General features: G+C 55.8%; 5 protein-coding genes and 1 tRNA gene. 3 read left to right on the top strand and 3 right to left on the bottom strand.

Annotation, left to right across the window (positions count from 1 at the left end; translation table 11 throughout):
• Window positions 1–15: 15 nt before the first annotated feature.
• The 3 genes from K1Y02_24925 to K1Y02_24915 all read right to left on the bottom strand — a co-directional run bounded on the left by K1Y02_24925 (window position 16) and on the right by K1Y02_24915 (window position 1,135).
• Window positions 16–645, bottom strand: a complete 630-nt coding sequence (locus K1Y02_24925; protein MBX7259624.1) for a YdcF family protein — start codon at window positions 643–645, stop codon at window positions 16–18.
• 36 nt (window positions 646–681) lie between these two features.
• Window positions 682–936 (bottom strand): GIY-YIG nuclease family protein, encoded by a 255-nt coding sequence (locus K1Y02_24920; protein MBX7259623.1) that lies wholly within the window; start codon window positions 934–936, stop codon window positions 682–684.
• Window positions 937–1,043: 107 nt separating this feature from the next.
• Window positions 1,044–1,135 (bottom strand) — tRNA-Ser (locus K1Y02_24915).
• Window positions 1,136–1,227: 92 nt separating this feature from the next.
• On the opposite strand from K1Y02_24915, the gene K1Y02_24910 reads away from it, so the two are divergent.
• From K1Y02_24910 to K1Y02_24900, 3 genes are all read left to right on the top strand, one after another.
• Window positions 1,228–2,352, top strand: coding sequence for a tyrosine-type recombinase/integrase (locus K1Y02_24910; protein ID MBX7259622.1), 1,125 nt, complete (start codon window positions 1,228–1,230; stop codon window positions 2,350–2,352).
• 222 nt (window positions 2,353–2,574) lie between these two features.
• Complete coding sequence (locus K1Y02_24905; GenBank protein ID MBX7259621.1) at window positions 2,575–3,765, top strand: HNH endonuclease; 1,191 nt, start codon at window positions 2,575–2,577, stop codon at window positions 3,763–3,765.
• Between the two features lie 10 nt (window positions 3,766–3,775).
• Window positions 3,776–5,173: a hypothetical protein gene (locus K1Y02_24900; protein MBX7259620.1), complete on the top strand. Its 1,398-nt coding sequence runs from the start codon at window positions 3,776–3,778 to the stop codon at window positions 5,171–5,173.
• Window positions 5,174–5,439 lie beyond the last annotated feature (266 nt).

The following is a 5,439-nucleotide window of genomic DNA, read 5'->3' as shown; positions in this document are numbered from 1 at the left end:
CCGATGTGACAGGCGCTAGATCCAGCCGCGCAGCCTGTAGTAGAGCAGGGCCACGCACTCTCGCACCCAGTCAATCTCCGCATGGAGGGTCGCCCAGAACGTGTAGCGCAGGTCCAGCGGTCCCGCCGCGCCGGCGTCGGCCTCTGCGCCGATTCCCAGCGTGGCGGATCCGTCCACCTGCGTGAATCCCACCTTGCGGAAGCACAGCAGCGCGCGCCGTATGTGATAGGGCGACGTGACCACGAGCACGCGGTTGGTGAGGGCTGCCGGGCCCAGTATTCTCGCAACGCTGGCGGCCTGTTCGTGCGTGTTCAACCCGTCGTGCTCCATTTCAATGGAATGACGCGGTAGTCCGCGAAGGACGAGTTCATCGCGCATGCGACCTACGCTGTTCGTTTCGGGATCACCATCGCAAGGCAGTGAGACGATGAACGTTGCCGACGGATAATTGGTGCCGATGGCTGCCGCGCAATAGGTCCGCATCAGTCCCGTTTCACTCGGAATCCCGCCACCGCCCAGAACGACGATGTAAGCCGGGGCGGCCGCATCGGCCTCAGCGTGCCGGTTCGCGCGCCAGCGCGGCATGCCGGTGAAGCCTATGACGACTTGGAGGAAAAACGCAGCGGCGGCGAACCTGACCACCAAGCGTGAAAAGCGCTGGAGGAACCGTTTCATCGGCCATCAGAAATGGCGGCGCGCGAATTCCCGGCCGGAGCCGGACTTGAGATAGGATTCAAAGTCTCGGGCCTTCTTCTTCGAACGGAATGCGGTGCATGTTTCTAGTCGCCACGGCCCGAATTTGGCCGTGTGGGATACTGATCCGGCGTTATGCATTTCGAGTCGGGCGCGCAGGTCAAGAGTACATCCCGTGTAGTGCCGGTCAGGATACTTCTCGCTGACCAGCAGGTAAACGTAGTGAAAATTTGTGGCAGGCATGCCAAGCCGTAGTCTCGCAGCGCTGGGTTGGAGGTCCGCCTTCGCGTCCGACGTCGGACGACTACGGCGGGACAGCCTTCGCCCTACGCTGCGCTGCGAGCGAAGGCTGGCGGAGAGGGTGGGATTCGAACCCACGGTACGGTGTGACCCGTACAACGGCTTAGCAAGCCGCCGCTATCGACCACTCAGCCACCTCTCCATCAACGACTTATAAAAGTGCTTGCTCTTCGTGTAACACGTTTGTAACGTCTTTCGCAGGAAATGTAACCGTCGACGTCACGAGACACGCGTATGTCCAAAGGCAAAACATGGCCGCAGATTAGGCGACGGGGTCGCTCGTGGCAAGTTGATTGCGGGTTCATTGCTGGCAAACGCGTTCAAGTGTCATTCAAAACGCGCGCTGAAGCCGAGGCCGAAGGCGCGCGACGCAGAGGCGAACGAAAGGCCGAGGGCGACTCTGCATATGCCCTGTCACCGCCTCAGCGGCAGCAGGCTTTACGCGCCCTGGAGATCCTCACTGGTTCGGGATACGACCTTGTAGGCGCAGCCGAGTACGTTCGCGATCACGCCGCCCCGCTGAGCGCGCGCCGCACCATCGACGAATTGCTCTCCGACTACGCCACGACGAAGGAAGCCGCTGGCCGGCGCCCAATGACCGTCAAATCGATCCGGTACCGTTGTGGCCGCTTTGTGGAGGCGTTTAAGGGTCGGACGGCAGATTCGTTCAGCACCGAAGAACTCGAAACCTGGTTCACCCGTGAGAAGTTCAAAGGCGAGACACGAGCTGGAATGCGTCGTGCTCTTCTTGGTTTTTTCAATCACGCTATTAAACGCAAGGCTGCGCGAGCCAATCCCGCAAACGATCTGGAACGCCCCAGCCGTGACGACGAGTTACCTGATGCTTTCACTGTTGATGAAGTTCGGAAAATCCTGACCACAGCCGCAACCATCGAACCGCATACCGTCCCTTACTACGCGATCGGCTTCTTCGCCGGACTCCGCACAGCCGAGCTGGACGGCCTGGACTGGCGGGAAATCGACTTTGAGAACAAGACCATCAAGGTCCTGCCGGCGACCGCCAAAAAACGGCGGACGCGCTTTGTGGACATGGCCGATAATCTGATCGCATGGCTGCGACAGCACCGCAAAACACAAGGCCCCATCGACGGCCACCGTCACGATGTAGACCGTGTCCGCCGCAAATCCGGGGTCGAATGGAAGCCCAATGGCATGCGTCATTCGTTCGCATCATACCATCTCGCCATGCACGAGAATGCCGCCAAGACGGCACTTCAACTCGGACACCGAAGGCAGGAAATCGTGTTTGATCACTATCGCCAGCTTGTCCGAAAGTCCGACGCGGAGAAGTACTGGACTGTTTACCCCGACATGTCCACCGGCCCGCGTCTCTCCTAACGTGCTGGTTTTTAAGCGATTCTTGGCATAGTCTCGCATCGTAACCTTCGATGTCATGAGGGTTGGTCAGCTCGGAATACTTGGTCTTTCGACATGACGGACAATGCGAAATCAGTGCAACATCGTCCTGGTCGAGATATACCGGATGCACAGAAGAAGATTCTCTTCACACTTTCAGGAAACCGATGCGCATTTCCCGGATGTCAGAGACCGCTTGTCGAATTGCCGAAAGACGCGCACGACTCGGCGACGCTCATCGGTGAAATGGCGCATATTGTAGCCCACGGAGAAGGCGGACCGCGAGCTGACCCCGCTTATCCAGTTGCCAAGCTAAACACGCATGAGAATCTGATTCTGCTCTGCCCCACCTGTCACACGCGAATTGATCGGCTGCCATACCAATACAACGTTCAGGTTCTTCGCCAAATGAAGCGCGACCATGAGGCCGCGTTCTCTTCACCAGACCAATCGGTTATTTCCAAGCAGCAGTTGAAGGATCGTATTTTTGCGTCGGCAATGCCGATCACAAATATCCCGACAAAAGTTTTCAGCGCGCCTACGCAATTCCGAAAGCAGAACGTCAAGGACTTGTTGGTCGCACTGAATCGCCCGGCTGACCGCCATGAAATTCTAGCTTTTGAACTGCGCGACGACCGGCTTTATAGCTTTCACGATCTCTCGCCACCGGATGGACCATTCTCGCGCGTGTGCGACTTCAAGACTACGGAGCGGTTACTGGCTGACGAAATGTGGATGGATCCAGACATGCGCCGCCTTTATGTCACGCTTCTGAATCGGGCGCTCAGCCGTTTCCTCCTCTCAAAAGGTGTTCGATATCAGAGCCAGCATCATCGGTATTACTTCTTGGCTGACAAGGAAACTGGCGCTCGGTCCTTTGAATATGACTCTCTTGCCGGACGCCGCGAGAAACGGATGGTTGTCTGGAATCCAATCACAAAACTCACGGGAAAACCAAAGAGGCGATGGATTCATCTGGCTGCCAACCTGAGTTTTCAGCAACCAGCAAAGGCTAAGTGGTTGCTTGCAGTACGACCCGAGCGCTACATCACCAAAGATGGAACGACCGAGTTTGACGCGAACAAGATCGGCCCCATCGTCACCCGACTTAAGGCGTCAATGCACAATCGGGCTTATTTTTCAGAAGTCCATTTTTGGAAACAGTTTCTCTGCGAACGAAAACCCATGCTTTCTCTCGGTTTCGGCGGGCAGCATCTCATCGTGGAGAGCGATTTGATTAGCGCCGAAATCACTTGGGCCGGGGTTCCAGACGATGACAAGAAGGTCGCGGATATGCAGCCCGACGAAGACCTATTCAGTGTGGCGGAGCGAAGGTCGGTCAGCGATGAACTCGACACTGATGATACCGACGCTGAGGTCGACGACGATGTTTAGGCGTAGAACCATGCTCGAATCCGCGATCCTCGACGCCTCATGGGTTGAGGAACCCCGTTTGGTCTTTGGCAATGGCAAGTTGCACGAAAACCCTAAAGTTGGCATCCCCCTCTATGGACCCAGATCTTATGGCACTCCAAGGCATAAGAGCGAAGTTCATATTGGTTTTATCGGCGAAGGGGATTCGATCCAGCATGTTCAAGACTATATCGCCTCCGCTTGCGAAGGAATTCAGGGAGAGTCATACCATTACACATTTCCCGGTTGCTCTTCCGACGTTGGCTACTGTTTTTCCCCGCGTTTTTCGCCAACGCTTGTTGAAAAGGTGACGCAAACCGAGAAGGCCGCTCTACTCAATCAGAAGAGGCCACAGCAGCGCTTCGAGGACTCGGTTGCTTTATTTCTCGCAAAACTTGAACTCCTTTGTGGCAAGGATCATCCGCTTGATTACGTAATGCTGGTATTGAGCGAAGAATTGTACGAAGTGATACGTGCCGCAGATTATGGGGGAGGCACCGGCCTGATTCATCGAGATTTTCGACGCGCGTTCAAAGCCGGCGCGATGAAATTTAAGAAACCGACGCAGCTATTTCGCGAATCAACCATCGGCAGGGGTAATCGCCAACTGGATAACGCAGCTACTCGCGCTTGGAACTTGTTTACCGGAATGTACTTTAAAGCCGGGGGGCTCCCCTGGGGGCCTTCCGGGCTGATGCCGTCAACTTGCCATGTTGGAGTTTCTTTCTACCGGCCATTGGGTGATTCAAGTTCCATTCGCGCAAGCGCCGCCCGGGCGTTTGACGAAAACGGCGAAGGACTTGTATTGCGGGGCCAAAAATTTGAGTGGGATGAGGAGAAGATGGGCAAGTCTCCCCATCTTCCAGCAGAACACGCCGCGCGCCTTGTCGAAGACGTCTTGAACCTTTACCAGTTCGAGAGGCATCAACTTCCGCAGCGCGTCGTTATTCACAAGACGTCCGCATTTGCACCGGCGGAGCGAGAAGGCTTCACGTCCGCGCTTGCGCGCGTCAAAGAGTACGACTTGGTATCTGTCTTTCCGACGAGCAATATCCGGCTATTGAGAACTGGCAAATATCCACCGTTGCGAGGAACGATTCTTAATATCGAAGACGAGCACTACCTTTACACAACGGGCTACATGCCAACCATCAGTGCTTTTCCGCATGGTCATGTTCCCGCGCCCTTGCGCGTTGTCGACCATGTGGGCGATACATCGGTGAAAGATATTCTTCGCGAAGTCCTGATTCTCTCCAAAATGAACTGGAACTCCGCCAACATGGACGGCCTCTTGCCCATCACGGTGACTTTTTCACGGATCGTCGGCGACATTCTCCGGGAAGTTCCCCCGGACGTGATTCCTGATCCTAAGTACGTGTTCTATATTTGAGCGGATAACTGTCTCACAAGTACTGAATCTCGCACCTGCAACAGAATAAACCAGTAACTGTTCCCTACGGCGGTCCATGAGCTATAACAGCCTTAGCCGAAAGGCCTCGATCACCCGTGCGATGCCGTTCGGACACAATTGACCTTCCCCCGTAAAACGCGGCCATTTTCAAAGCGAGTCCTCTGGTCTACAAGCAGAAAGAGGAGGACGAGCGATGAGGGGAAAACGGTTCAAGGAGGAGCAGATCATCGGGGTGCTGAAAGAGG

It is taken from the genome of Candidatus Hydrogenedentota bacterium, from assembly GCA_019695095.1.
Lineage (GTDB): Bacteria > Hydrogenedentota > Hydrogenedentia > Hydrogenedentales > SLHB01 > JAIBAQ01.
The sequence above is the reverse complement of the archived record's forward strand: the minus strand, read 5'-3'. Positions and strand labels throughout refer to the sequence as shown.